Below are 24,407 nucleotides of genomic sequence, written 5' to 3'. Positions count from 1 at the left end.
CCGGGATCCTGAGGGGTGTCAGCCTCCCAGGGCACGCACCCGGGTGTAGAGGTCCAGCACGCCCAGCAGCAGGGGCACCATGGCGAGCATCGACACCCACTCGAGAATGTCGCCGGCGCGACCCCAGGTCGGCGCGACGATCGTGTTGTACATCGAGGTGGCGAAGATCGCCAGCAGCAGCACCGCGAACAGCAGCACGACGCCGCTGAGCAGGCCCTGCCAGACAGGCGGCAGCTTCACCAGGGTCAGCCCGAAGGCGCCCATCAGCAGGAACGTGCCCGACAGCAGCAGTGCGAGCCGCTGCTGCAGGCCGACGAAGGCCCGCCCGCGCAGCGCCAGCGCCAAGCCCACCGCGGCGGTGAACCCGAGGGCCCACCAGTTGCCCGAGAGCACCAGCGGCACCGAGAACACGGCGGCGATCGTGCAGGTGGCGACCAGGAACGAGGCGATCAACCGGTCGGCGAGCAGGGCGCGCGAGACGATGTCGGACTGCACCGGGGTCTCGTCCGCCATCATCGCCTGGGCGTCCGGGGGAACGGCGGGCAGCGCGATCCGGGCGATTCGGTAGCTCCACGTCGGCAGCATCGAGGTGACGCCCACCATCACGGCGATGGTGACCGCCGCCACCGACAGCACCCAGGTGGGCTGCACGACCATCACGGTCGAGGCCACCAGCAGCAGGGCGGCGGTGACCGCCGCGGTGAACAGCCCCATCACCTGCACCCCGGCGGCCATGGCGTTCGCCGCGGCCACCACCAGCACGGCCGCGGCCGCCACCGTGATCCGCAGCGGAACCGCCGCCGACCCCGACAGGGCGCCGTAGCCGGCGAACGCGGCCAGCGCGACGGCCGTCCACGCGAAGGCGGACGAGACCCGGTACTCCCCGGCGGCCCGCGAGACCGACACGGCGGCGATGGTGCAGGCGAACGCCAGCACCCCCGAGGCGATGGCGGCGTAGAGCGCCGCCGGGCCCGAGGGCAGCAGCATGCGAGCGATCTGGTTGAGGTTCTGGGCGCGCATCGGCTGGAACATCATCAACGTCGGCAGCCCCACCAGCAGGCTGATCATCACCGCGAGCGCCAGTCGCTGGGAGTGCTTGGGTTCCCACGACGGACGACGGTCGGTCGAGGTGGCCACCGCATCGACCACGTCGTCGAAGGCCGCGTCGGGCAGGGCGTTCTCGCGCTGGCGCAGGTGCAGCGTCTCCCCGTCGCTGAGGCCCAACTGTGAGATCACCTGGTTGGAGTCGAGAGGGTCCTCGCCGAACCGCTGCAGCACCCACGAGTGGACGGCGTCGGAGACGGAGTTGGCCTCCAACCCCGCGAACCGCACGATGCCCGGCAGCACCTCACCCAGCGTCACCTGCCCGGGCAGCGCGAGGTCGACGCGCCGGTTCGGGGAGATGACCGTGACCCGGGCGATGTCTTCGTCGGTGGAGGTGCTCACGAACACGCAGACTAGTGCCCGCGGGGGGCGTTCGACCTGACCTCCGACCCCCAACCCCGGCATGATGGGCACCACCGGCAAGATGGCGCTGGACCAACCGGCCAACACGAACGAGCGGGAGATCACGAGTGGCGACGATCACCTTCAACCGTCCCAAGCGTGCCAACCCGCCCGCCATGCCGCGGGGTGACCTGCTGCTGGAGCCGCCGCCCGAGATCCCCCCACCGCAGGGCGGCAAGGCCTTCACCCGGGTGCTGCAGATGCTGCCGATGGCCGCCGGAGCGGTGGCCATGGGCCTGATGATGATGGGCGGTGGCGGCGCCAGCCGCGGCCCGATGGGCGGCATCATCGGCGGCATGTACGCGATCTCGATGCTGGGCATGATGCTCAGCCAGAACGGTCGCGGGCAGGACGACCAGGCCCAGCAACTCGACGCCGGTCGGCGCGACTACTTCCGCTACCTCGGCCAGACCCGCAAGCAGGTGCGCACGGCCGCCGACCAGCAGCGCGCCGCCGTCGCCTACCGTCACCCCGACCCCGAGACCCTGTGGACCGTGGTCGGCAACAAGCGCATGTGGGAACGCCGCCGCGAGAACGACGACTTCGCCTCGATTCGGGTCTCCGTCGGTCCGCAGCAGTTCGCGAAGAAGCTGACCCCACCCGAGGCGCAGCCGCTGGAAGACCTCGAACCGCTCACCACCGGGGCCCTGCGTCGATTCATCCGCACCCATCGCCTCGTGCAGGGTGTGCCGCTGGCCATGAACCTCGACGGTTTCCGCGAGATCAGACTGGTCGGCGACGTCGAGGCCTGTCGCAAGCTGGCGTGGTCGATGGTCGCCCAGACCGTCACCTGGCACTCACCGCAGGACGTGCGTCTGATGGTGTGCGCCGACCCCGAGGTGCAGGACCAGTGGCAGTGGGTGAAGTGGTTCCCGCACCTGCAGCACCCCGTCAACGTCGACGGCGCCGGCAAGGCCCGCCTGTTCGCCACCAACGCCGACGACCTGGTCGAGCTCTCGCTGGGCGGCAACGGCACCGAGGAGGCCCCGGCCCAGATCATGGTGGTGGTCGACGGGGTGGACGACGTGGCCGCCGGCCAGTTCCAGACCTCGAGCTCACACGCCATCGGCGTGCACGTGACCGGGGAGTCGAAGGTGCCCAACCGCCTGCTCGAGCGCGTCGCCGTGCTCGAGGTGCAGCCCGACGCGGTCACCCTGCACCGGCGCACCCCGCGCGGAGTGATCGCCCGCACCTCGCTGGGCAAGCCCGACCAGGTGCCCATGGTCTACATGGAGATGCTGGCCCGGGCGATGGCGCCCTACCGGCTGCCGGCCGCCAGCGTCGGCGGTTCGTCCGACGAGGAGGAAACCACCGAGGTCGTGTTCGAGCCGCCCAAGGACTACCCGGCGATGCTGGGCGTGGGTGACCCGTTGACCCTCGACGTCAGGCAGGCGTGGAAACTTCGTCCGCTGCGTCAGCACCTGCGCATTCCGTTCGGCACCGCCGAGGACGGGCGCCCCGTCGAACTCGACATCAAGGAGGCCGCGCAGGGCGGCATGGGCCCGCACGGCATCTGCATCGGCGCCACCGGTTCGGGCAAGTCGGAGTTCCTGCGCACCCTGGTGCTGGGGCTGGCGATGACCCATTCCACCGAGCAACTCAACCTGGTGCTGGTCGACTTCAAGGGTGGCGCCACCTTCCTCGGTCTGGACGACCTGCCCCACGTCAGCGCCGTGATCACCAACCTCGAGGGTGAGGTCAGTCTCGTCGACCGCATGCAGGACGCCATCGGTGGCGAGCTCGACCGCCGCATGGAGGTGCTGCGCTCGGCGGGCAACTTCAAGAACCGCGAGGACTACGAGATCGCCCGCCAGGCCGGTGCCGACATCCCCCCGATGCCCCACCTGTTCATCGTGGTGGACGAGTTCTCGGAGCTGCTGACGGCTCGTCCGGAGTTCATCGACCTGTTCCTGCAGATCGGACGAGTGGGCCGATCCATCGCCGTGCACCAGCTGCTCGCCTCGCAGCGTTTGGAGGAGGGCAAGCTCAAGGGTCTGGACACCTTCCTGTCGTACCGCATCGCGCTGCGCACCTTCTCGCCGGCCGAGTCGCGCACCGTCATCGGTGTGCCCGACGCCTACGAGCTGCCTCCGGGCCCCGGCAACGGCTACCTGAAGTTCGACACCGTCGGCATGACCCGGTTCAAGGCGGCCTACGTCTCGGGGCCGTGGCACGGCAGCCCGTCGGCGGCCACGCCCAGTGGGGTGACCGGTGACCTCGGGGGCTCCGTGATCGAGCGCCGGTGGGTGCCACCGGTGCTGGAGTTCTCGGCCTCCCCGGTGGCCAAGGTGGAGCCACCCGAGCCCGAACCCGAGCCGCAGCGCCGGGTGCCGGACGAGGGCGCCGACCCCGCGGCTGCCGAGCCGGAGCCGGCCTCGGCGTCGTCCGAGGAGGAGGACGAGGAAGAGACGATGCTCTCGATCGCGGTCAACCGCATGAAGGGGCATGGCTGGCCGGCGCACAAGGTGTGGCTGCCGCCGCTCGACGACCCGCCCACCATGGACCAGTTGCTCGGCGGTCAGCTCGTCGAGCTGCCGGGGCGCGGCCTGACCACGCCAGACACCTCGGTGCACGGTCAGATGCGCGGTCCGGTGGCCCTGATCGACCGTCCGCGGCACCAGCGACGCGACCCCTGGTGGCTCGACTTCTCGGGGTCGGGCGGCAACATGGCCGTCGTCGGTGGCCCGCAGTCGGGCAAGTCGATGGCCCTGCGCGCCATGATCGCCGGACTCGCGCTCACCCACACCCCGCAGGAGGTGGGCTTCTACGTGCTCGACTTCGGCGGTGGCGCCCTCACCTCGATGCGCGACCTGGCCCACATGGGCTCGGTCACCGGCCGCCTCGACACCGACCGGGTGCGCCGCACGATCGCCGAGATCACCAGCCTGCGCACCAGCCGCGAAGTCTTCTTCGCCGAACACGGCATCGACTCGATGGTGACCTATCGACGCGGGCGACGGGACGGGTCGATCCAGCCCGACCGCTTCCCCACCGATGTCTTCTTGGTCATCGACGGCTGGGGCACGGTGAGGCAGGAGTTCGAGGCCCAGGAACAGGTGATCACCAACATCGCCAACGGCGGTCTGGGCTTCGGCATCCACGTGGTGCTGGCGGCCTCGAAGTGGTCGGAGATGCGCTCGAACATTCGCGACAACCTGCAGACCCGCGTCGAACTCAAGCTGGGCGACCCGTTCGAGTCGGAGATCAACCGCAAGGTGCAGGTGCTGGTGCCGGCAGGTCGCCCGGGGCGAGGCATTCAGCTCGACGGGCTGCACACGCTCATCGGTCTGCCCCGCATCGACGGGGTCGAGAGCGCCGATGACGTGCAGCGCGGCCAGCGCGACTTCATCGAGCGCGTGAACCGCGCCTGGGACGGCCCGCGTGCCGCCGAGGTGCGCATGCTGCCGCTCAGCCTGCCGCGCCAGGCCCTGCCGGCCGTCACGAACGACGGTGTCGACCGACGGATTCCCTACGCGATCGACGAGCTGGAGTTGTCGCCGGTGTACTTCGACCCGAACGTCGAACCGCACCTGGTGGCGTTCGGTGCCCCCGAGAGCGGCAAGTCGAACCTGGTGAAGCTGATCCTCAAGGGCATCACGGAGCGGTACACGCCCAAGGAAGCCAAGATCGTGCTGATCGACTACCGGCGCTCGCAGCTGGGCTACATCGAGACCGAGCACCTGATCGGGTACGCCCCCTCGGCCGGCGCCGCCGGTGACCTGCTGAAGAATTCGGCCGACGCCGTGCGTGCCCGCCTGCCAGGGCCCGACGTGACCCAGCAGCAGCTGCGCGACCGGTCGTGGTGGACCGGCGCCGACCTGTTCATCGTGGTGGACGACTACGACCTGGTGGCCACGTCGATGGGCAACCCACTGGCGCCGTTCGCCGACCTGGTGAACCAGGCCCTCGACATCGGGTTGCACCTGATCATCGTCCGATCGATGGGTGGTGCCGGGCGCACGGTCTTCTCCGACCAGATCGTCGCGCGCATGAAGGACGCCCAGATGCCGGCGCTGATCATGAGCGGAACCAAGGACGAGGGCGCCCTCTTCGGCGACATCAAGCCTTCGCCCCTGCCGCCGGGTCGGGGCACGCTCGTCAACCGGGCGGGCAAGGTGATGATCCAGATGGCCAACCTCGACCACGAGCGCGACCAGCAGGGCTGAGACCCCCAGGGTTGGCTGGCACGAAGGTTGGCTGGCCAGAGGGTGGGCCGGCCAGAGGCTGGTCAGCGCGAGCGGTCGGGCCTGGCGGCGCGGTAGCCGCGCCGGTCGGCGGGCGGCACCACGAGCTTGATCAGCAGGCCCGCCCCGGCCAGCGCGAGGGCGGCGCCCGCGGCCGCCAGCGCGTACCACATCGGACGACGGTCGACCTCGGCCGGGTGGCGGGGCGTGACCGGCTCGAGGCTGGTCTCGGACGAGGGGTGCCCGCTCGACGAGACGGCCGGACCCGTCAGGGCCCGCATCGGGTTGACCACGCCATGGCCGAGGCTCTTGTCGGGCACCGAGCCCACGGGAGGATCGGCGGTCTCGACGAGTCGCTGCCTGATCTGGGCGGGCGTCAGGTCGGGTTCACGCTGCAGCATGAGGGCGACCAGGCCCGACACGATCGGGGTGGCGAAGCTCGTCCCCGTCTCGCTGACGTAGGCCTGATTGGCCAACAGGTCGGCGACGCTGGTCTTGCCGGCGGCCGGCGGACGATTCGGGCGCAGGGTGAGCACGCCCACTCCGGGCGCGGCCACGGTGACCTGATTGCGGGAGTCGGCGTGGGCCAGCTCCTTCGGGGCGATGTCCTGAGGGTTCGACAGGCCGACCGAGATCACGCCGGGGTAGCTGGCGGGGTAGGCGGCACCATCGATGCTCTGGTCCTTGTTGCCGGCTGCGGCGACCACCACGGTGCCCGCGTCGATGGCTCGCTTGACGGCGGCCGCATACTCCGGGGTGCCGTAGCTCATGGCCTGCGAGATGTTGATGACATCGACCTTGCGCTTCACGGCTTCGTCGATGGCCCGGATCGTGTACGTCGGGTCTTCCTTCTGGGTTCCGCCCTGCTTGGTCGGCTCGGCCTTCAAGGCCCGCATGGCCAGCACCCTGGCCCCGGGGGCGATGCCCGAGTAACTGGTGCGGGGGTCCAGGTTGGGCTGACCGACGATGACCGCCGTCACGCCCGTTCCGTGGCCGCAGTTGATGCCCTGATCAGTGTCGCCGACGCCGCGGGGAGCGAGCTTCTCGTCGTCCTCCAGGGGCACGAAGTTCAGGGTGGTGATCGTCTGCGGGTCGAGCAGGGCCGAGTTGAGGTTCGACACCCCGGTGTCGATCACCGCGATGGTCACCCCCTGACCGTCGAGCGCACGGCCCTGGGGGTCGGTGAGCTGCCAGGCCTGCTGCATGTGCAGCCGCTCGAGGTGCCACATGGTGGGAATACCGGCGGCTGGCGTGGGCGCGCTCGCCCGGCAGAGCTTCGCGTCCAGCGGCTCGCCCTCGGCGTGCGCCGCAGCGGGGGCCTGCAGCGACAGGATCGAGACCACGACGCCGGTCACGGCCGCGCGGGCGAGCCAGGGGGAGCGGGTGGTGGTCACCCCCTCAGGCTAGTGGCCGTCGGTGGCAGGGTCGTCGGTGGCAGGGTCTGGCTGACAGGGGCGTCGGTGACATCGGGCGCGGCTATCGTGTGCGCCATGGCTGATGAGGGCACGCGACTGCGAGCGGGGTGGTACCCCGACCCCGATGTCTCGGCCCGCTACCGCTGGTGGAACGGCAGCCAGTGGACGCAGTGGCTCTCGGCCACCCGCGACGAGGCGTTCCCGCCGCCGGGCGGGGAGGCCGTCACGCCGGTGCCCACGCGGCGCGACCGCGTGATGCGGGCAGTCTGGATCGGGCTCGCCGTGATCGCCGTCGTGATGGCCGTGATGGCCGGCATCGGCGTGGTCACCAACCAGCGGCGGGCCGACGCCCGCCCCGATGTGGCGTGGCCGCGTCCGGTCTCACCTGCCGCCACCCGCACCCCGGCGGACGGCTACAACGACCTGTACTCGGCGCCCGATGGGCGGATCACGCTGATGGACCGCTTCACCGTGCAGGCGCCGGCGTCGTCCGGGTGGACCTTCCGCAACGAGGGCAAGTCGTCCGACCTGTCGCCGTTCTTCGACCCGTACCTGTCGACCGTGCATGCCTCGAAGGTCAACCCGCAGGGCTCGAACGGGCAGTTCTTCGTGGGCGTGCCCGAGCAGTCGCTGATTCCCGAGACGATCGGTCAGACGGCGCCGGCGACGATGCAGGCGCTCGTGCAGCGCACCTTCGGCGGCGACCAGAACCGCCCGGTCGGCGCGAAGCTGCGCCACTCGGCGGCCCACCCGGGGCTCGGCGAGGGGCTGGCGGCCTGGCGCGTCACCATCGACTTCGTCTCGGCCGTCAACGACGCCCCGCTGGTGCTCGACGCGGTCTTCTTCCAGAACAGCGCCAACGAGTGGTTCGTGGTGGCGATGGTGATCGGCGGCTCCGTGCAGGGCGAACTCTCGCCCGAGTTCGACGCCGCCGTGGCCTCGGTGCGGCTGATCGAGAAGTGACCGACGGGCGGTCGGCGGCGGCATGACCGGGCGAGATGGCCACCGCCTGCGATCGTCGGGCGGCCTACAGTGACGCACATGCTCGGATACTTCGGCCCGGCCGGAACCTTCACCCATCAGGCTCTGCTGTCGCTCGGGGAGGGCGACGGGACGCCGCTGCCGACGGTGGGCGCGGCCCTCGACGCGGTCGCCTCCGGTGAGCTCTCGGCGGCGTTGGTGCCGATCGAGAACTCCGTCGAGGGTGGGGTGTCGGCCACCCTCGACACGCTGACGGCGCTGAGTCGCGGGGCGGACCAGCCGCTGCGGATCGTCCGCGAGGTGCTGCTGCCGGTGCAGTTCGGGCTGTTCGTGCGGCCCGGCACCCCGCTGTCGGCGGTGCGGCGGGTGCTCACCCACCCGCACGCCGCCGCGCAGTGCCGCGACTGGTTGCGGACGAACCTGCCGGAGGCGACCGTCACCGAGGGCGGGTCGACCGCCGGGGCCGCGCAGGAGGTTTCGGACCCCGCCTCGAAGTTTGACGCTGCCGTGTCGGCCCGCGTGGCCGGCGACATGTACGGGCTCGAGCTGGCCGCCGACGAGATCGCCGACAACGAGGCCGCCGTCACCCGCTTCGTGCTGGTCGCGCGGGCGGGCGCCGTGCCCGAGCGCACCGGCGCCGACAAGACGACGCTGGTCGCCTACATGCACGAGGACCACCCCGGTGCGCTGCTGGAGATCCTCGAACAGTTCGCCACCCGGGGGATCAACCTGTCGCGCATCGAGTCGCGCCCCACCAAGACGACGCTGGGCTCGTACTGCTTCTCGATCGACGCCGACGGCCACCTGCGTGATGCTCGCATGAACGAGGCCCTGCGGGGACTCAGGCGGGTCTGCAAGGACGTGGTCTTCCTCGGCTCCTACCCGCGCGCCGATCGCGCGCAGCCCTCGCTCGCCCGGGGAACGTCGGACGAGGAGCACGCCGCCGCCCGCGCGTGGGTGGCGTCACTGGACGGCTGACGGGTCGGGGCTGGACGGGTCGGGGCTGGACGAGTCGGGGCTGGCTTCCTCAGGGGCGGACGACGAGCAGGCACCCGGGTTCGACCCGGGCGTCGAAGCTGGTCACGTCGTCGACGGTGTCGCCGTCGAGCTCGTAGGGCAGGGGCTGGGCCACCTCGATGTGCAGGTGCCGGCCCTGCTTCATGACCACCTTGTGCTTGCGGCGCAGCAGCACCCCGACACCGTAGGCGAACCACTCGCCCAGGTTGCGGGGAGCGGTCACCAGCACGTCGAGCAGGCCGTCGCCGGCGTCCGCATCGGGGAACAGGGCCAGACCGGCCTGCACCTCGCCGACGTTGCCCACCAGCATCAGCGTGGCCGGGCCCTCGTGAATGACGTGGCCGTCGAGGGTGATGGTGGCCTCCGTGGGAGGGGTGGCGATGTTCTGGGCGATGGCCACGCCGTACGCCACCGACTTCACCGTCTTCTTGAGGCGCGGGTCGGTCGAGGCCATCACCAGCCCGTCGATACCGAGTCCGCCCATCACGGCGACGTGGGTCGAGGCGTCGGCTCGTCCCTCGACGGTGACCCGCACCAGGTCGATGGGGGAGGCCTTGCCGTCGAGGGCCAGGGCGAGGGCGGCGTCGAGGTCGGCGGGCACGCGCAGGTTGCGGGCGAGCAGGTTGGCGGTGCCCGACGGGATGAGTCCCAGGGGCACGTCGGAATGGGCGAGCTCCGAGGCGACGACGCGCACGGTGCCGTCCCCGCCGGCGGCCAGCACCAGGTCTGCGCCGGCCGCGAGGGCGTCACGGGTCATGCGGTGACCCGGGTCGTCCACGGTGGTCTCGAACCACAGCGGGTCGGCCCAGCCGCGCACCGTGAGCTCCCTGGTCAGCACCCGGCGGAAGGTGGCCAGATCGATCACCTTGGTGGGGTTGACGACGACGGCGCAGCGTCGGCGGGTGTCGACGGTGGGGGCGGACGAGGGCAACAGCAGCGCCCAGCGGGGGTCGACGTGCACCCCGCACGCCCACAGTGAGGCGGCGGTGACCAGGCCGCCGAGGAGCACCCCGCCGATCAGGTCGGTGGTGTGGTGCACCCCGAGCAGCCACCGGTTCAGGGCGACGGCCAGCACCACGAGCACGGCCAGCAGCCTCACCACCAGTTGCTGGCGGCGCCGACGTCGGCTGACGGCCACGGCGACCGAGACCAGGATGGCGGCGACCGTGAAGGCCACGACATGGCCCGAGGGGTACGAGAAACCGTGGGCCGTGGACAGGTCGCCGAAGTCGTGGGCGGGGCGCTCCCGGTGGAAGACGCGTTTGGCGACCTGTTCGGCTGCCCAGCCCACGACCACGGCGGCGACGACGGCCGAGGCGAGCCGGCGCAGGTTGGCGCGCACGGCCCAACCGCCGACGGCGAGCGCGAGCGCGGGCATCACGAAGATCGGTTGGGTGACGAAGGCGATCGCGGTGGCCGCCTCGGCCCACCACGTGCCCGGGCGCACGGTCGGGTGAGCGTGGTCGAGGGGCGACAGCGCGCCGGTGCCGAGGGTCAGCCAGCTGCAGAGGGCGAACGCGGCCGCGAATGCCAGGGTCACCCACGCGGCGAACGGTGTGCGGCCTCTCATGCGCGGCAGCCTAGCCGCCGCCACAACCCGCACGCGGGCTCGACGCGAGGCCTTGTTGAGGGGGTGCACGCAGCCCGCGTGCGGGTTGTGGCGCTGAATCGGGCGACGCTGAATCGGGCGACAGGCTGCGCGGAGGTGGGCGAACGTGTCGAATGGGGAGAGTCCCGTTCGTGGATGAGGTGTGACGCGCAGTCGCCGTCACCCGATCGAGAGGAACCAGCCATGCCCCAGTACCTGATCGCCTTCAACGACGAGTGGGTGCCCGAGCACACCCACGAGCAGCTGATCGACAAGCGCGACCGTTCCCTGGCGGTGCTCGAGGAGATGAAGGAGGCGGGTGTCTTCGTCTTCGCCGATGGCGGCATTGACGCCACGACGGCGCTGTTCTCGGTGACCGCCGACGGGGATCGTCCGGTGTTCACCGACGGACCCTTCACCGAGACCAAGGAGCATCTGGGTGGATTCACCGTGATCGCGGTGCCCGACGACGAGGCCGCGCGGCACTGGGCGGGCAAGGTGGCCGTCGCCCTGGACTGGCCGCAGGAGGTGCATCGGTTCCCGAGCATGCCCGAGTGAGGGCGGGAATCGCGCGCGACCACGGACGAGGGCTGCCGATAGGCTGACCCCATGATCGACCCGAAGCTGCTGCGCACCGACCCCGACCGCATCCGTCGCTCCCAGACCGCGCGCGGGGAGTCGGTCGAGATCGTCGACGAACTGATCGCGGCCGACGAGGCCCGACGCTCCGGCATCGTCGCGTTCGAGTCGTTGCGGGCCGAGCAGAAGGACCTCGGCAAGCAGGTCGCCCAGGCGTCCGGGGACGAGAAGGCTGCCCTGCTCGCCCGCACCAAGGACCTGGCGGCCCGGGTGAAGGCGGCGCAGGCCGAGGCCGATGCGGCCGGAACCCGCTACGACGAGCTGCTGCGCCAGATCGGCAACCTGGTCATCGACGGGGTTCCCGCCGGCGGCGAGGACGACGGCGTGCTGCTCGAGACCGTCGGCACCCCGCGCGACTTCGCGGCCGAGGGTTTCGATCCGGTCGACCACCTCGTGCTGGGTGAGAAGCTGAAGGCCATCGACATGGAGCGCGGCGCCAAGGTGTCCGGAAGTCGGTTCTACTTCCTCACCGGCGTGGGTGCCCAGCTCGAGCTGGCGTTGCTCAACCTCGCCATGCTGAAGGCTGCCGAGTGGGGCTTCACCCCGATGATCCCGCCGGCGCTGGTCAAGCCCGAGGCGATGGAGGGCACCGGCTTCCTCGGCCAGGCCGCTCAGGACGTCTACCGCCTCGAGGCCGACGACCTGTACCTGGTCGGCACCTCCGAGGTGGCGTTGGCGGCCTACCACTCCGACGAGATCCTCGAGGCCGGCACCCTGCCCCGGCAGTACGTGGCGTTCAGCCCCTGCTACCGGCGCGAGGCCGGCTCCTACGGCAAGGACACCCGCGGCATCTTCCGGGTGCACTGGTTCGACAAGGTCGAGATGTTCGTGCACTGCGACCCCGCCGACGCCGAGGAGTGGCACCAGAAGCTGCTGGGCTTCGAGAAGGAGTTCATCGAGCTGCTCGAGATTCCCTACCAGGTGCTCGACGTGGCCGCCGGCGACCTCGGCCTGTCGGCGGCGCGCAAGTTCGACTGCTACGGCTGGGTGCCGAGCCAGAACCGCTACCGCGAGATCACCTCGGCCTCGAACTGCACCGACTTCCAGGCGCGCCGACTCAACATCCGCGCGCGCGGTGACGAGGGGGTCGCGCCCGTTGCCACGCTCAACGGCACCCTGTGCTCGATGGCTCGTCCGATCATCATGATCCTCGAGAACCACCAGCAGGCCGACGGTTCGGTGCGGCTGCCGCAGGCGCTTCGTCCCTACTTCGGTGGGGCCGAGTTCCTGACCCCTGCAAGCTGAGTCCCCACCAGGGTCAGAACCAGCGGGCCAGTTCTTCGGCGGTGCCGTCGTCGTCGAAGTGGCCCGTGGTGTGGTCGGCCACGGCCTTCACCCCGTCATGCGCGTTGCCCATCGCGACGCCGCGCCCGGCCCAGGTCAGCATCTCGACGTCGTTGAAACCGTCGCCGAGCGCCAGCACGTCGGCCTGCTGCACGCCCAGTTCGGAGGCCACCGTCGCCAGGGCGGAGGCCTTGTTGACGCCCTCGGGTGCGATGTCGAGCCAGGTCGACCAGCCGATCGCGTAGCTGACGCCGTGCATGCCGACGTGCTGCGCGAGTTCCTCGAACTCGGTGATGTCGGCCTCGGGGTCGCGAATCACCACGCGACTGGCGGGTTCGGCGGCCAGCTGTTCGACGGTCTCGATGACGATGTCGCCCTGCAGGTCGCCGTCGGGAAAGGGCTTGTTGAGCCGGTAGCCGGTGCCGATGATCTCGACGGCGATGGCGGCGTTCGGCGCCAACTCGTGCACGCGGCGGATCACGGGCCCGGGGTCGAAGGTCTGCACCACCTTCAGCTCGAACGGCGGGTAGTGCACGATCACCGCGCCGTTGGAGCAGATCTGGTGCCCCTGGGGAAGGCCGAGGTGTTCGGCGATGGGGCGGGTCGAGAACCAGCCTCGTCCAGTGGCCAGCACCACGGGAACCCCCGCCTCGACGACCGACCTCACCGCCCGATGCACCGAATCAGGCATGCCGCCGTCGTGGTCGAGCAGGGTTCCGTCGATGTCGAGGGCGACGAGTTGGGGGCGCCAGGTCATGCCTCCAGCCTGCCAGTTGGGCGCGCGCGAGGGCGTGACCGCCGCGTGGGGAGCGCCTGAACTTTGGGTGACGCCGTTCTGGATCGGTCAGGCGTTGGACTCCCGCGCCGCGCGCAGGATCTCGATGATGCGCGGACGAAGCCTGGCCACCGAGACGATCTCGTCGACGGACCCGACCTCGACGGCGCGCTCGATCGAGTGCACCCCGTCGAACTCCTGGGCCACGGTCGAGATCATCTCGGCTCGCACCTGCTGACGCAGATCCTCCAGCTCGGCCTGCAGCAGCGAACGCTGCTCGTCGCGGGCGGACTCGACCCGACCGCGCAGGTCGATGACCCGGGTGTCCTCCTCGACCCGCTTGGCGACGTCCCGCGAGAAGACCACGGCAGCGGCCGGGGCCCCACCGATCACCGAGGCGTACGAGCCCTCGAGTGCCAGCACGGTGATCTGCGGGTTGAGTGCCTTCGAGAACACCACGAACGCGCCGCCGTGGTAGCGCGAGATCACCACGAACACGATCGGGCCCCGGAAGTTGACCATGGCCCGGCCGATCTCGGCGCCGTACTCCAACTGCAGGTGCCGCAGGCTCTCGGGCGACCCGTCGAAGCCCGACAGGTTCGCCAACACCACCAGCGGACGATTCCCCGAGGCCGCGTTGATGGCCCGCGCGGTCTTCTTCGACGACCGCGGGAACAGCGTTCCGGCGGTGAACTGGTCGGGGCCGTCGGCGGGCAGGAACCCGGCGCGGGCCACCGCCTTCGACTCGATACCGATGAGCTGGATCGGCATGCCACCCAGCGTCGTGTCGTGCACCACCGAGGTCTCGGCATCGGCCATGCCGGCCCACCGTTCGAGCGGCTCGTGGTCGGCATCGGCCAGCGCGCGCATCACCGTGCGGATGTCGAACGGCTTCTTGCGCTCGGCGTTCTTCTCCACCGAGAAGATCTCGCCGACCGTCGCGAAGTCCGAGCCCTCGAGCACGTGCGGCGTGGTCGACATGTCGCGGTCGTCCCGGTCGTGCGTGTGCAACGGACGAGGCCCGGCCTCACCGGGGGCCACATAGGCGTGCTCGTGGTGACGCATCAGCACCGCCTGGGCGGCCGCCAGGTCAGGAGCCCAGTACTGCGCCTCGCCGTTCGGACCCATGATGCGGTCGTAGCCGCCGAGGCCGAAGTTGTCCTCGGCCGAGACGCCCCCCGAGAAGTCGAGCGACTGCTTGCCGGTCAGCACCATCGCCGAGTCGGGGGTCATCACCAGGATGCCCTTGGTGTGCATCAGCATGGTCGCCTCGGCGTTCCAGTACGGCTGAGCGCCGACGTTGATGCCGGCCACGACGACGTTGATCTCGCCACCGTCCTGGGTGAACTCCACGATCCGCTTGAGCGCGTGGGCGACGGCATCCATGTTCTCGGTGCCGGAGTCCATCGAGATGCGTGCACCCGACGACAGCGTGAACCAGTCGACGGGCACCCGCTCCGCCTCGGCGAGGTCGAGCGCGGCCACGATGCGGTCGGCCTCGGCTCGCCCGATCGAACCCAGCGACTTCAGCGGGTCACCGAAGATGACGATGCGGCGCACCCCCTGCGGGTGCACGGGGGTCGGGGTCGACACGTCGGCGACGATGATCCCGGCCTTGTTGCGGCCCGGTTCACGGTTCGCGGGGACGAGGCGCCCGGCCTCGTCCAGATCGAGTTCGACGGCCGAACCGCGAGAGCTCGAGACCAGCCCGAACAGTTCGTAGGGGTAGACCAGCCCGCGGCGACGGGCGCGCAGCACCAGTTCGTCGTAGTGGCTGATCTCGGCCAGGGGTTCGGTGGCCGGGTCCTCGATCTGGAAGCGCACGCCGAAGCCCGGCTGGTGGGAGAACCGGACGACCGTGGGCACCGGCTTGCTCGAGCCGGGGCGGGTCACCAGCGACTGGATGCGCACCTCGGTGATGCCGGCATCGGCGGTCAGCGGCGCCAACTGCTGTTCGATGCGGCCGAGGTTGCGCAGGTCGACGTCGAACTCACCCCACACGTGGATCCAGACGTGGTTGTGGTCGAGGGCCTTCGGGGCGCGCTCGGCGCGGGCGCGGCGAATCGCGTCGACCGCGCTGATGAGGGCGCGCTCCAGGTGGGGCAGGGCCGTGATCTGGCCGGAGTCGTCGCGCATCAGGGTGAGTCGGCGCACCTGGGTGAGGCAGATCAGGCGTTCGTCCGCGGGGTTCGACTTGGCGACGGCGTCGAGCAGCACGAGGTTGCTGGGGGTCTCGACGCGGGTGAGCTCGAAGTTCGACAGTCGCCACAGGTTCAACCGGCGCGCGACCATGGGGTGCACGCCGCGTTCGAGACGCACCTCCTCGACCTCGCCGGACTCGCCGAGGCGGAACGTGTACGAGCCGACCTGACCGTGGTGGATCGGCAGCACGGCGATGGCGATGCGGTGCAGCCTGGCCATCAGCGGCATCGAGGCCAGCAGCGAGCTCAGCTTCTCGACCAACGGATCGCCGCCGTCACCGTTCTCGCAGGTCAGGTACAGGTCGACCACCGTCGTGTGGCCCTCGGGGCAGGCATCCACCTCGGCGGTGAGCAGGTCGACCAGTTCACCGCTGGGGGCGAGCTCCTCGAGGGTGGCCACCATCGAGACCAACCAGACCGGCTGGCCGTCGGCCACGAAGCGGGCCGTGGCGACGGCGTGCTCGTTCACCACCTTCTCGGTGAGGTCGCTGAGCTCCATGCCGTTGTAGTGGCGCATCGCGAGGATGCCCAGCAGCGGCTGCTCCGCCGAGACCCGGCGGGTGGCATCGGTGGTCAGGAACCCGACGAGGCGATCGGGGGCGGCCACCAGTTCGTCCGCCACGGCACGACGGGCGGGGCCGTCGGGCAACTCGTCGAGGTGACCCAGCAGTTCGGGCACCTGGGCGAGGGCCGCCGACTGCTCGGCGTCGAGCATCGGCTTGTCGAACCAGCGGAACCTGATCGACCGGGCCAGGTCGCCGATCGCGGGGAAGCGCACCTGGGTGGCGAGGATGAGCCGATCGAGGTCGGCGCGGGTGATGCCCAGCGGCTGCGACTGCCGGCTCCAGGCGCGCAGGATTCCGGTGGCCACCGCCAACGACGGCGCCCAGCGCTGCTGCACCAGGAACAGGCGGAACACGGCCTCGGTGAGCGCCTCGCTCTGCTCGAGATCGGTCACCCCGTAGTGGGCGAGCACCGTCGACAGGCGGGTGGCGAACGTGCCGGGGAGCTTCTCGCGCTCCACGTCGAGGCTGCGCAGGTAGCGCTGGAAGAACTCGCGCGAGGTGTGCACGCGGGCGTCGGAGAAGTTCTCCTCCTCGGGCGCAGCCCCGGGCTTGTTGCGGTGCAGTTCGGCGACGTCGGCGAAGACCGCCAGCAGGGCTCCCTCGCGCGCGAGCGTCTCGGAGTCCTCCGTGCGGCTGGCGAGGTGCGACTGCAGCAGTTCGTGGGGGGCGTCGGGGTCGGAGTCGTAGCCGAGCACGACGCTGCGCAGGGCCTCGAGCACCTGCTCCTGGTTGGCGCTGGTGGCCGCGGCCGGCAGGTCGAGGTCGACGGTCGCTTCCTCCTCGGCCTCGGGCTGGTCCTGCAGGGGTTCGAGCCGGGCCAGCGGTGCGCCGGTCTCGACCTGGGTGCCAGCGCGAACGAGCACCTCGCGCACCCGTGCCGCGAACGGCGCGGCGATGATCGTCTCCATCTTCATCGACTCGAGCACCAGCACCCGGTCGCCGGCGTTGACGACGTCACCCTCGGCGACGGGGGTGGCGACCACCAACGCGGGCGCCTGCGAGCGCAGCACCCCGCCCTCGTCGCGGCTGACGCGGTGCGCCTGACCGTCGATCTCGATCATCTGGGTGGGGCCGGGCGAACCCAGCAGCACGCGATGGACGACGTCGCCCAGTCCCAGGCGGGCGTTGAACTCGTCCAACCGGTCGAAACGGGCCAGCACCCGGGTGGCGTCGGCGCCCGTGCCGATGGTCACCTGGAACTCGTGGCGACCCACCCGCAGGGCCCGCACCACGTGGGTGACGCCGCGCAGCTTCAGTTCGATGGGACGTTCGAGGTCGTGGTTGGCGAGCGGACGACCACGGCGCGCGGTGTCGAGGAAGCGGGCGCGCTCGATCTCTTCGGCGGCGAGGTAGGCCTCGATGGTGGCCACCACCAGGGCGGCACCCGAGTGCGCGTTCTGCTGCAGCCCGCCCTCGGCGCGCACGCGGTCGATCCAGCCGGTGTCGGCCCAGCCCTCGGCACCGGAGCCGTCGATCACCTCGGGCTGGCGCAGCAGGTCGAGCACGAAACTCTTGTTGGTGGTGCCGCCGTCGATCACCACGGAGGTGTCGGCCATCGCGCGGCGCAGGCGGGCCAGCGCCTCGTCACGGGTGGCGCCGAAGACGATGATCTTGGCGATCATCGAGTCGAAGTCGGCGGGAATGGTGTCGCCCTCTTCGACCCCGGAGTCGACGCGGACGCCGGGGCCCTGGGGGAGCGACAGGTACTGGATGCGTCCGGGGGCGGGCGCGAAGTCGCGATCGGGGTCCTCGGCGTTGAGGCGGGCCTCGATGGCGTGCCCGATCTCGGCGGGACGATCGCCCTCGAGGCGGCCGCCGTTGGCGACATGGATCTGCAGCTTCACCAGGTCGGTGCGCGTGGTCACCTCGGTGATCGGGTGCTCCACCTGCAGACGGGTGTTGACCTCGAGGAAGGCGAACTGGTCCTCGTCCGGTTGGTAGAGGAACTCGACGGTGCAGGCGCCCTTGTAGCCGACGCGCACGGCCAGGCGTTCGGCGCTGGCCTTGACGTCGGCGACCCGCTCGGGGCTGAGCAGCGGCGACGACGACTCCTCGATGATCTTCTGGTTGCGGCGCTGCACCGTGCAGTCGCGCACGCCGAGGGCCCACGCGGTCTCGCCGTCGCTGATCACCTGCACCTCGACGTGGCGGGCGCCGGTGACCAGGCTCTCCAGGAAGACGACGCCCGACCCGAAGGCACGCTCGGCCTCGCCGCGCACGCGGTCGAAGACGTCGGTCAGGTCGGCGTCGCTGGTGACCTTCTGGATGCCGCGACCGCCACCGCCGGCGGTGGCCTTCAGCATCAGCGGGTAGCCGATGCGACCGGCCACCTCGAGGGCCTCGTCGAGACTGGCGACCTCTCCGCGGCTCCAGGGAGCGACGGGCACGCCCACCTCTTCGGCGATCAGCTTCGACCCGATCTTGTCGCCCAGCTGGCGCATGGCCTCGGCGCGGGGGCCGATGAAGGTGATGCCCAGGCGCTCGCAGACCTCGGCGAAGGCCGGGTCTTCGGCGACGAACCCCCAACCGACCCAGACGGCGTCGGCGGCGGTGGCGAGCAGCGCCTTCTCGAGCAGCGCGTGGTTGAGGTAGGGCCGCTCCGAGGCAGGACCAAGGTTGTAGGCGAGGTCGCTCTCGCGCACGAACATGGCACCCGACTCGCCGTCGGTGTGCAGGGCGATCACCTGGATCTGATCGCCGCCGGGGTGCTCGGCGTTGAGGTCGCGCACCGCGCGGATCAGTCGGACGGCTGCCTCGCCCCGGTTCACGACGGCGATGCGCCTGACCTTCTGCGCGATCGGGAACGCGGTGCTGGGCGAAGGGAGCGAGGCCATGTCGACGTCCTGTGGGTGGGCGAAAAGGGTCAACCCGACGCTACGACCAACCCGTGCCCGAAGGTGGGATGCACGCTCAGGACATCGGAGATTGATTTTGTGGGAACCCCACAACTGCCCGACGGACGAGTGCCTCCCCGCCGGGTGGGCGGGGAGGCACTCGTCGGGGGAATCGGCCGGGGTTGGCTGGCGCTGACCGGGATCGGGTCAGGCGGCCCGGCGGTCGGTCTTGCGCTCGGTGGTGCGGGTGGTCACGACCTTGTAGGCGTGCATCACCTGCTCAACCGACGGGGCGACTGCGTGCAGCCCGGGGTTCTCGACGGGGGCATCCTCGGTGCGGGCCTTGCGCAGGTGTCGCTTGACGGTCGACAGCGAGCAGCCGAGGCGACGCGCGATGGAGTCGAGCGACTCGTAGGGGTTGGCATTGCGCAACCGAATGACCTCGTCGTGGTCGATCTGACGGTTGGGGGTGGTCACACCCGCGAGCGTGTCGAGGTCTTCGGGCTTGACCTTCACCCCGAGGCGGCTGCGGATCTCGGCGCGCTGGCGAGGGGTGGTGCCGGCGACGTAGCCGGCCACGTCGTGCTCGACCACGGCGGAGTAGAGGCACGAGGTCATCAGGGGGCACTGTCGGCACAGGTCCTCGGCGGCCCGCTGCAGCTCCTGCTGCTGCTGGCGACCCTCCACGCCCTGGCAGGTGCCCGGATCTTCCAGCAATGGGTGCTGGAAGAGATCGGTACGGGTGGCGCAGGCGGTGGCCGTGAGAGTGGTCGTGCTCAACATGTGTGGTCCAACTTTCTTCCCTGAGCAGGCCCCGGTGGGGGATCCCCCCGGCTGGTTCCCGGTCGACGTTCGTGGGCTGACAACGCTCCGTCTGACGAGGTGGCCTTGGTGCTGGTTCCCCCGGATTCGGCCCGGACTCAACCTTTCCAGAACCCGCCCGACCCGGCCACGGCTAGGAGTGACGAAGGTGACTCAACTTTCCTGCGCGCGCCTGCCCATCCCCATTTGAGTAGGCGACGAAGTGGTCTGAGTATGGGTACCTAGTTTGATTCAGTGCTCAATTGTCGACGTGTGAAGGAATGCGCGGACGAGTGGCCATGCATTGGCGCGAACCATTCCCGAGGGTGAATTTCTTCTGAACGGCGGCGCCGGGATCTGCATCGTCCGCCGCCCGTGTGCCGCTACGACGCATCGTCGTAGTGGGTCTGGAGGGCCCTCGCGTCCACCTCGAAGCCGCGCCCAAACCCTCGCCACGGCAGCCAAGCCCGCGCCCACGTCTCCCCACCGCGACCTGGCTTCAGTTCCTGCACGTGGCTTCGGTTCTGGAGCGAAGCCAAGTGCCACAACTGAAGCCAAGTCGGGGTGGGGCGGCGGCAGTCGGGGTGGGGCGGCGGCTGTCGGTGGTGCGGGCAGCAGCTCGGGGTGGGGTGGGCGGTAGTCCCGCGGGGGCGGGTGGATGTCGGGGTGGGGCGGCGGTGCGCCCCCGAAAACCCGGTGGGAGGGCCGGTGGAATGCCCGTAGGCTGAACCCCGCCATGGAGACTTTTCCGCCGCGTGTGCACGCGTACGGGCTGCCGCCGGTCGCAGCCAACCCCACCCCTCGTCCCCTTCCCACGGGTGACGAGCGCCCCGACGTGCGCTCGCCCCTGCGCTTCCTGCTGTGGTTCCTGCGCCAGCAGTGGAAGATCATGGCCATCTCGGCGCTCAGCTCGGTGCTCTGGTTCGGATCGTCGGCGGTCACCCCGTGGTTGTTCGGACGAGCCGTCGACGTCGGCATCAGCCAGGGTGACGTGCGCGCCGCCCTCGGGTGGGCCGGCTGGATGTTCCTCGCCGTCACCATCGGCGTCTTCTTCGGCGTCTTCGGGCACACGGTCGTCGTCGCCGGTTGGGTGGTGGCGATCTACCGCATCATCGGCCTGATCAGCCGTCGGGCGCTGTCGATGGGTCACGTGCTTCCCCGGCGCACGCCCACGGGCGAAGTGTTGTCGGTGGCCGGCGGCGACGCCGACACCTTCGGCGCCACCCAGGAGGTGCTCACCCGCGCCATCGGAGCCCTGTCGGCCTTCATCTTCGTCACCGTGCTGGTGTTGGGGGAGTCGCCGAAGCTCGGGCTGGTGGTGCTGGTCGCCGCGCCCCTGCTGGTCGGCGCCGCGGCACCCTTCCTTCGTCCGCTGCAGGCTGCCCGCACCAAGGAACGCACGCGCTCGTCCGAACTCACGGGCATGGCGACCGACATCGTGGCGGGCCTGCGCATCCTGCGGGGCATCGGCGGCGAGAAGACGTTCGGCGACAACTACGTGCGGCAGTCGCAGCACGTGCGCAAGGCCGGGGTCGAGGCCGGCGCGTGGCAGTCGGCGGTCGATGCCCTGGCGACCCTGCTGGGCGGCCTGCTGCTCGTGCTGCTCACCTGGCTGGGCGTGCGTGAGGTGCTCGCCGGCGCCCTCTCGGTGGGTCAGCTGATCAGCTTCTTCGGGTATGCCGTCTACCTGGTGTGGCCGGTCTACACCATGTACGAGTTCGTCCAGAAGTGGGTGCAGGGCCTGGTGGCGGCCAAGAAGACCGTGGTGGTGCTGGGTCAGTCGGCCCCCTGGAACCCCGACGCCGACACCGTCGACCTGCCCCGCGATGCCGTCATCAAGGACGAGCAGTCGACCTTCCTCGCCCACCCCGGTCGACTCACGGTGGTCGTCTCGTCGGTGCCGGACGACTCCGCCGCCCTGGCCGACCGCATCGGCCGCTACCTGACGGGCATCGAGGAGCCGGTCAGCCACGAGATCGACGAGTCACTCAAGGGCCGGGCCGCACGCCAGGCCCGGGCCGAGAAGGCCGCCGAGCTGGCCGCTCTGGCCAAGGCCGACGAGGAGCAGGCCTCTCGTCCGTGGGGGGTCACCTACGACGACATCGACGTCTCGCGCTTCGATCTGGACGAGTTCCGCCGTCGGGTGCTGGTCAGCGACACCTCGGCGATGATCTTCGCCGGCACGCTGCAGCAGCTGGTCGATCCCTCGGGTCGCGCCACCCGCCAGCAGGCCGAGTCGGCCCTGCGCGTCGCCTCGGCCGAGGACGTCTACGACCTCGTCCCCGGGGGGTGGCAGGGTCGCATCGACGAGCGCGGACGAGGCCTCTCCGGCGGCCAGCGGCAACGCCTCGTGCTCGCGCGGGCCCTGGTGGCCGACCCCGAGGTGTTGGTGCTGGTGGAGCCCACGTCGGCCGTCGACGCGCACACCGAGGCGCGCATCGCCGAGCGTCTGGCCGAGGCCCGGCGCGGTCGCACCACCATCGTGACCACCGTGTCGCCGCTGATCCTGCACGTGGCCGACGAGGTGGTGTTCATGGTCGACGGGGTGTGCGTCGAGCGTGGCAGCCACCATGACCTGATGCAGCACTCGCCGGCCTACCGTGCGGTGGTCGAGCGGGGCATCGACGAGGAGGAGTCGGCATGACCCAGAACTCCGTCATCACCGAGGGGTTGGCCATCACCACGCTGGTCGATTCGGCCGAGACCTGGCTCGATCATCCCGGGATCGACGACCGGGTGGCCCCCGAACTCGACGCCGACCACCGCGGATCGGTGCTCACTCGCCTCGCCAAGTGGCGTGCCCGCCATCGCCTGCGTCGGCAGTTGGCCGAGGCCGTGCTCGCCCGCCAGCGCAACCCCGAGCGGGGTCTGCCGGTCGCCAGCAATGAGCGCGTCTTTGCGTTCCTGCGCCAACTGGTCGCCACCCGCACCCGGACGATCGTTGCCCTGGTGGTGTTCTCGCTGCTCGCCGCGGTGGCGGGCCTGATCGTGCCCCGCATGCTGGGGCGGGTGGTCGACCGGGTCGTGGGCGGTGACCCGACCTTGGCCTCGTCCCTCAACGGCATCTGTCTGGCTGCGGCCGGAGTGGTGGTGCTGCAGGGCATCCTCACCTACCTGACGCGGCTGATCACCACGGTGTTCGGCCAGGATCTCCTGTCGTCGGCGCGCGAGGAGGTCGTCCGCACTGTGCTGCGGTTGCCGCTGTCGCGAGTGGAATCGACCGGTACCGGCGATCTGGTGACCCGCGTGACCCGCGACGTCTCGGCGATGGCCGCGGCGGCGCAGTGGGCGCTGCCCCAGTTCGTCACCACCATCGGCCTGGTCGGCCTGACGCTGGTGGCGCTGTTCCTCAACTCGCCGTTGCTGACCATTCCGACCGTGCTCGGCATGCTGGTGCTGTTCTTCACGGTGCGTAGTTACCTCAAGAACGCGCTGGCCGGTTACATCGCCGAGGGTGACTCCTACTCGACCATCAATTCGACGCTGACCGAATCGGTCGAGGGCGCGCGCACGGTCGAGGCGTTGGGGCTGCAGCGGCGTCGTGCCCGGCAGACCGACATCGACGTGGAGGTCTCGTCGCAGGCCGAGCGGTACACGATGAGCCTGCGCAACCTGATGTTCCTGACGATGGACTACGCCTTCCAGGGTCCGCTGATCCTGGTGGTGGTGCTCGGGGCGGTCGGTTACGTCAACGACTGGGTGACGCTGGGGCAGGTGACGGTCGCTGCTCTGTACCTGCAGCAGCTGATCGGACCCATGGACGTGCTGGTGCAGACCCTCGACCGTGCCCAGGTGGGCATGGCCTCGACCACCCGCCTGTTGGGCATCGCCGAGGTGCCGCAGGACAGGGTGGCCTCGGGTGAACAGCCGGCCGATTCGCACCTGGTGGGGCGCGATCTGCGCTTCGCCTACCGCGAGGGTCACGACGTGCTTCACGGGGTCGATCTCGACCTGGTGCCGGGGGAGCGACTCGCCATCGTGGGCCCCTCGGGCTCGGGCAAGTCAACGCTGGGTCGGCTGCTGTCGGGCATCAACGGCCCGCGCACCGGCGCCGTGACCGTCGGAGGCGTCGACATCATGGGGCTGCCGCTCGACCGGCTGCGCACCGAGGTGGCGCTGGTCACCCAGGAGCACCACGTGTTCGTCGGTTCGGTGCGTGACAACATCGTGCTGGCGCGGGAGACGACCGCCACCGACGACGAGGTGCGCTCCGCGTTGCAGGCCGTCGACGCGCTCGACTGGGTCGAGCGTCTGCCGCAGGGCATGGCCACGAAGGTCGGTTCGGGCAATGCCCGGCTGACCCCGGCGCAGGCCCAGCAGGTGGCTCTGGCCCGCCTGGTGGTGGCCGACCCGCACACGCTCGTGCTCGACGAGGCCACCTCGTTGATCGACCCGCAGACCGCGCGCCATCTCGAGGGCTCGATGTCGGTGCTGTTGACCGGACGAACCGTGGTCGCGATCGCCCACCGGCTGCACACGGCCCACGATGCCGACCGGATCGCGGTGGTGATCGACGGGTCGATCGCCGAGCTCGGCTCGCACGACGAGCTGATGGCACTGGAGGGCGAGTACGCCGATCTGTGGCGGGCCTGGACGAGCTGACGTCGCTGGGGTGT

The 24,407-nt window shown here is 70.4% G+C and carries 13 protein-coding genes; 7 read left to right on the top strand and 6 right to left on the bottom strand.

Annotated features, from left to right (window positions below; translation table 11 throughout):
• Positions 1-18: 18 nt before the first annotated feature.
• Complete coding sequence (gene eccD, locus ACSDQ9_RS08495) at positions 19-1,446, bottom strand: type VII secretion integral membrane protein EccD (RefSeq protein ID WP_435146007.1); 1,428 nt, start codon at positions 1,444-1,446, stop codon at positions 19-21.
• 128 nt (positions 1,447-1,574) lie between these two features.
• Here eccD and eccCa point away from each other — a divergent pair, with 128 nt between their 5' ends.
• Positions 1,575-5,672 carry a type VII secretion protein EccCa gene (eccCa, locus tag ACSDQ9_RS08490; RefSeq protein WP_435146005.1) on the top strand — a complete coding sequence of 1,366 codons (4,098 nt, stop codon included), beginning with the start codon at positions 1,575-1,577 and terminating at the stop codon, positions 5,670-5,672.
• Positions 5,673-5,734: 62 nt separating this feature from the next.
• On the opposite strand, the gene ACSDQ9_RS08485 is transcribed toward eccCa, so the two are convergent.
• Positions 5,735-7,084: a S8 family peptidase gene (locus ACSDQ9_RS08485; RefSeq protein WP_435146003.1), complete on the bottom strand. Its 1,350-nt coding sequence runs from the start codon at positions 7,082-7,084 to the stop codon at positions 5,735-5,737.
• A 96-nt stretch (positions 7,085-7,180) separates the two neighbouring features.
• Here ACSDQ9_RS08485 and ACSDQ9_RS08480 point away from each other — a divergent pair, with 96 nt between their 5' ends.
• Entirely contained in the window at positions 7,181-8,068 is an 888-nt protein-coding gene (locus tag ACSDQ9_RS08480; RefSeq protein WP_435146001.1) for a DUF2510 domain-containing protein, read from the top strand.
• 78 nt (positions 8,069-8,146) lie between these two features.
• Positions 8,147-9,064, top strand: coding sequence for a prephenate dehydratase (pheA, locus tag ACSDQ9_RS08475; protein ID WP_435145999.1), 918 nt, complete (start codon positions 8,147-8,149; stop codon positions 9,062-9,064).
• Positions 9,065-9,113: 49 nt separating this feature from the next.
• Here pheA and ACSDQ9_RS08470 read toward each other — a convergent pair whose 3' ends face one another.
• Entirely contained in the window at positions 9,114-10,673 is a 1,560-nt protein-coding gene (locus ACSDQ9_RS08470; protein ID WP_435145997.1) for a bifunctional phosphatase PAP2/diacylglycerol kinase family protein, read from the bottom strand.
• Positions 10,674-10,895: 222 nt separating this feature from the next.
• Here ACSDQ9_RS08470 and ACSDQ9_RS08465 point away from each other — a divergent pair, with 222 nt between their 5' ends.
• Together ACSDQ9_RS08465 and serS are read left to right on the top strand one after the other, a co-directional pair.
• Positions 10,896-11,249, top strand: coding sequence for a YciI family protein (locus ACSDQ9_RS08465; protein WP_435145995.1), 354 nt, complete (start codon positions 10,896-10,898; stop codon positions 11,247-11,249).
• 51 nt (positions 11,250-11,300) lie between these two features.
• Positions 11,301-12,575, top strand: a complete 1,275-nt coding sequence (gene serS / locus ACSDQ9_RS08460) for a serine--tRNA ligase (protein WP_435145994.1) — start codon at positions 11,301-11,303, stop codon at positions 12,573-12,575.
• Between the two features lie 13 nt (positions 12,576-12,588).
• On the opposite strand, the gene ACSDQ9_RS08455 is transcribed toward serS, so the two are convergent.
• The 3 genes from ACSDQ9_RS08455 to ACSDQ9_RS08445 all read right to left on the bottom strand — a co-directional run bounded on the left by ACSDQ9_RS08455 (position 12,589) and on the right by ACSDQ9_RS08445 (position 19,773).
• The gene (locus ACSDQ9_RS08455) at positions 12,589-13,371 is read right to left on the bottom strand and encodes an HAD family hydrolase (protein ID WP_435145992.1); all 783 of its coding nucleotides are present in this window, start codon (positions 13,369-13,371) and stop codon (positions 12,589-12,591) included.
• A gap of 87 nt (positions 13,372-13,458) precedes the next feature.
• Positions 13,459-18,990 (bottom strand): ATP-binding protein, encoded by a 5,532-nt coding sequence (locus ACSDQ9_RS08450; RefSeq protein WP_435145990.1) that lies wholly within the window; start codon positions 18,988-18,990, stop codon positions 13,459-13,461.
• Between the two features lie 207 nt (positions 18,991-19,197).
• The gene (locus tag ACSDQ9_RS08445; RefSeq protein WP_435145988.1) at positions 19,198-19,773 is read right to left on the bottom strand and encodes a WhiB family transcriptional regulator; all 576 of its coding nucleotides are present in this window, start codon (positions 19,771-19,773) and stop codon (positions 19,198-19,200) included.
• Positions 19,774-20,527: 754 nt separating this feature from the next.
• Between ACSDQ9_RS08445 and ACSDQ9_RS08440 the strand changes: the two genes are divergently transcribed.
• A complete protein-coding gene (locus ACSDQ9_RS08440) occupies positions 20,528-22,435 on the top strand; it encodes an ABC transporter transmembrane domain-containing protein (RefSeq protein WP_435145986.1) in 1,908 nt (635 codons plus the stop codon).
• Complete coding sequence (locus ACSDQ9_RS08435) at positions 22,432-24,393, top strand: ABC transporter ATP-binding protein (protein ID WP_435145984.1); 1,962 nt, start codon at positions 22,432-22,434, stop codon at positions 24,391-24,393. The genes ACSDQ9_RS08440 and ACSDQ9_RS08435 overlap by 4 nt, the downstream gene beginning before the upstream one ends.
• Positions 24,394-24,407: the final 14 nt, after the last annotated feature.

The organism is Aestuariimicrobium soli, from assembly GCF_051192575.1.
Classification (GTDB): domain Bacteria; phylum Actinomycetota; class Actinomycetes; order Propionibacteriales; family Propionibacteriaceae; genus Aestuariimicrobium; species Aestuariimicrobium soli.
The sequence above is the reverse complement of the archived record's forward strand: the minus strand, read 5'-3'. Positions and strand labels throughout refer to the sequence as shown.

Coding starts and splice junctions, on each gene's coding strand:
- ACSDQ9_RS08480 (WP_435146001.1), top strand. CDS start 7,181: ATGGCTGATGAGGGCACGCGACTGCGAGCGGGGTGGTACCCCGACCCC.
- pheA (WP_435145999.1), top strand. CDS start 8,147: ATGCTCGGATACTTCGGCCCGGCCGGAACCTTCACCCATCAGGCTCTG.
- ACSDQ9_RS08470 (WP_435145997.1), bottom strand. CDS start 10,673: ATGAGAGGCCGCACACCGTTCGCCGCGTGGGTGACCCTGGCATTCGCG.
- ACSDQ9_RS08465 (WP_435145995.1), top strand. CDS start 10,896: ATGCCCCAGTACCTGATCGCCTTCAACGACGAGTGGGTGCCCGAGCAC.
- serS (WP_435145994.1), top strand. CDS start 11,301: ATGATCGACCCGAAGCTGCTGCGCACCGACCCCGACCGCATCCGTCGC.
- ACSDQ9_RS08455 (WP_435145992.1), bottom strand. CDS start 13,371: ATGACCTGGCGCCCCCAACTCGTCGCCCTCGACATCGACGGAACCCTG.
- ACSDQ9_RS08450 (WP_435145990.1), bottom strand. CDS start 18,990: ATGGCCTCGCTCCCTTCGCCCAGCACCGCGTTCCCGATCGCGCAGAAG.
- ACSDQ9_RS08445 (WP_435145988.1), bottom strand. CDS start 19,773: ATGTTGAGCACGACCACTCTCACGGCCACCGCCTGCGCCACCCGTACC.
- ACSDQ9_RS08440 (WP_435145986.1), top strand. CDS start 20,528: ATGGAGACTTTTCCGCCGCGTGTGCACGCGTACGGGCTGCCGCCGGTC.
- ACSDQ9_RS08435 (WP_435145984.1), top strand. CDS start 22,432: ATGACCCAGAACTCCGTCATCACCGAGGGGTTGGCCATCACCACGCTG.